General features: G+C 59.4%; 3 protein-coding genes. 2 read left to right on the forward strand and 1 reads right to left on the reverse strand.

Going from position 1 to position 2,719, the window contains the following annotated elements; all coding sequences use genetic code 11:
• Together ABX749_RS28660 and ABX749_RS28665 are read left to right on the forward strand one after the other, a co-directional pair.
• On the forward strand, nucleotides 1–344 hold a 344-nt coding region (locus ABX749_RS28660; RefSeq protein WP_372899047.1), incomplete at its 5' end, for a hypothetical protein.
• Nucleotides 345–452: 108 nt separating this feature from the next.
• The gene (locus ABX749_RS28665; RefSeq protein ID WP_372899048.1) at nucleotides 453–1,967 is read left to right on the forward strand and encodes an MBL fold metallo-hydrolase; all 1,515 of its coding nucleotides are present in this window, start codon (nucleotides 453–455) and stop codon (nucleotides 1,965–1,967) included.
• Nucleotides 1,968–1,985: 18 nt separating this feature from the next.
• Here the strand turns inward: ABX749_RS28665 and ABX749_RS28670 are convergent.
• Nucleotides 1,986–2,719: polysaccharide pyruvyl transferase family protein (locus tag ABX749_RS28670; protein WP_372899049.1), on the reverse strand; the 734-nt coding region annotated here is incomplete at its 5' end.

The raw sequence follows: 2,719 nt of genomic DNA on the forward strand, positions 1-2,719 counted from the left end.
GGATCGCCTGTCGCGTCAGCCCCGATGGCGACGTGCTGCCCCAGCTGTTGATGGGACTGCTGCAAACGACCACACAGCCGGTCGATCCCAGTGACCCCAAGGGTCCCAGCATGTCGTTTGAAGGCGGCTGCACCGTCGTCGCCGATCTGCGCGCCAGCAGCGTGCGTTACTGCATTCGAAAAAGCCTGAAAAGTTCTTCGCGGCTGGCCCGACAACAGGAGTTTGCACTCGGCGAGTTCGATTCCTTACAGGCGACCTACTTAGGCGCACGCTCGCTGAACGCGGAGTCGCCCTCGCATGGCGATGAGCCGTTCGCACTCCTCCACCGTGGTCCCTCCCTCTAGGCAACTCCAATGGCAAAACGCAAATCAGCCAGTAAAAAAGTCAAGACGCGGTCACAGGCCTCGACCAAGGCGGGGCGAACCAAATCCAAGCGTACCAATCGTAAACGCGTGACCCCAAAAGCCGCCAAAGGAAAGTCGACAAAACGCAAGTCCACGAAGCGTAAGGCGTCTCCAACGCAGAGCGACCTGCCCGCCGTCCGCGTGCGGATGTTTCGTCAGGGGCTCGGGGACTGTTTTCTGGTGACATTTGATGTCGGCGGCGACGAGCGTCACATGCTGATCGATTGTGGCACACTGGGTAATAAAAACTCCGATGTCAAAACCGACGACATCGTCAAGCACCTCGAATCGACGATCCTGGACAACGGTCGGCTGGACGTCGTGGTCGCGACGCACGAGCATCAAGACCATTTGTCCGCGTTTCGGACCAAGGCGATGAAAGCGTTGGTCGGCAACGTCAATCACGTCTGGTTGGCCTGGACCGAAGACCCCGCCGATCCGGATGCCAAGACACTCGCCAAGTACCGCAACGATTTGGGACAGGCGTTGGCAGAGATCGCTCTTGCGTCACCCGATACCGAGGTCGGCAAGCAGGTGCATGACTTGATGGGATTTGCCGGTGAAGCGTCCGACGATCCGTTAGGCTTTGCCAAGACCGTCAACGAAGCGATGGATTTCGTCCGTACGGGACTCGGCGCCAAGCCGACTTATCACAATCAGGGCGATCTGATCGAAACGGACTGGTTGCCGGGCTTTCGCATTTATGTGCTCGGACCTCCTCGTGACAAGGATCTATTGAAGGATCTCGGCGAGCACGGCAGCGATGAACTGTACGGGCTGATGCGAGCGGCGAAATTAAGCGCGGCGACGGCGGCAAGTCCGGCGTCGGCTGCCGACGAAGAGGCATCGGAGTTGGAACAGCCGTTCGATTCGCGATTTCGCCTCCGCGATGAAACGCAAAAACGTCGTCTGTATCCCGGCTACTGCGAGACGAAGCAGGACTGGCGATCGGTCGATTTCGGCTGGATGAACGCGGCCACCCATTTCGCACTCCAGCTCGATAGTCTGACCAACAACACCTCTCTGGTGCTTGCGATTGAGCGGATCGCCGACGGAAAGGTGTTGCTGTTTCCCGCCGACGCCCAGCAAGGGAATTGGCTGTCCTGGCATGACCCGGAACTTCATTGGTCCGTCCCCGATGCGGACGGCGCTGTTGGCAAGGTGACGGCCGCGGACTTGCTCTCGCGAACGGTGTTTTACAAGGTGGGACACCACGCCAGCCACAACGCCACCGCCCGCGGACAGGGACTCGAACTGATGGCCAACGAAGACGAATTAACGGCCTTCATCCCGGTCGATCGCAAACTGGCGCTCACTCGCAACCCGAAGGGATCCTGGCAAATGCCCGCCCGTCCCCTGTACTTACGTCTGCTCCAAAAATGTCAAGGCCGCGTCGTCCGAGCCGACACCGGCTGGGCAGCGAAAGCCAAGTCAGGCGACGCGACGGAGAAAGCACTAAAAGACCTGGCCGACGATGATCAATGGGCGGCCTGGCAGAAATCGCAATCCTCAGCCAAACACGTCAAAGAGAACGAGCTGTTCATCGAGTACACGTTGGAATAGACGTGTCGATAGGCAGCTTCATCGGAGTTCGTCTCGCAGCACCGCCATCGTCTCGGCTTGATAGCGTTCGACTCGCTGTTGCGCCGCCCGCGCTTTCTGTCGAGCCGACTCCGGGTTGCGGGCCAGATCCAGGATGGTCGGGACGATGTTGGGCACGTCGGCGGGGTCATCGAGGTTGAACAGCCATTCGCCCAGTCCGATGTCTTCCCACATGTAACCCTTGGACGTCTGTTCGGCCCATCGGCAGACGATCGCGGGAACCCCGTGGCCGATGCACATGATCGGGGAATGCATCTCGTTGCCGAACAGACCTGCACTGCGGACATAAACGCTCACCGCCTCGCCGGTCAACCAGTAATTCGGCCGCCAGACCACGCGCTGGCGGACGTCTGCGGGCAAGCGATCCAAGATTAGTTCCTTGCCCACCTGCATTTGCGTTTGGTCTTCGGGACAGAGCAAGACTTTCAAGTCGGTCGTCTTTGTGATCTCAATGATCGCCGCCCGCAACTGTGCGTGGTCGTGTTCCTTCATCTGCTCATTGCGCGCGTGTTTGACCGGGTCAAACGGACGGTCTTTGATCAACCAGTAGGGCGTGTAGCGAAGTCTGGGAATGCAGCACAGGAACTTGCCAGTTTCCAAGCCGTGCTCGGCCAGAAACGCATCCGCCTTTTCGTCGTCTCGCAAATCACAGGCGAACGCGCCGTCGGGACCGAACTGCATGATCGGCGTCTTGCACCCCTTGGCTTTGGCGA

Origin of the sequence: Stieleria sp. (genome assembly GCF_041595215.1) — a bacterium.
GTDB classification, from domain to species: domain Bacteria; phylum Planctomycetota; class Planctomycetia; order Pirellulales; family Pirellulaceae; genus Stieleria; species Stieleria magnilauensis.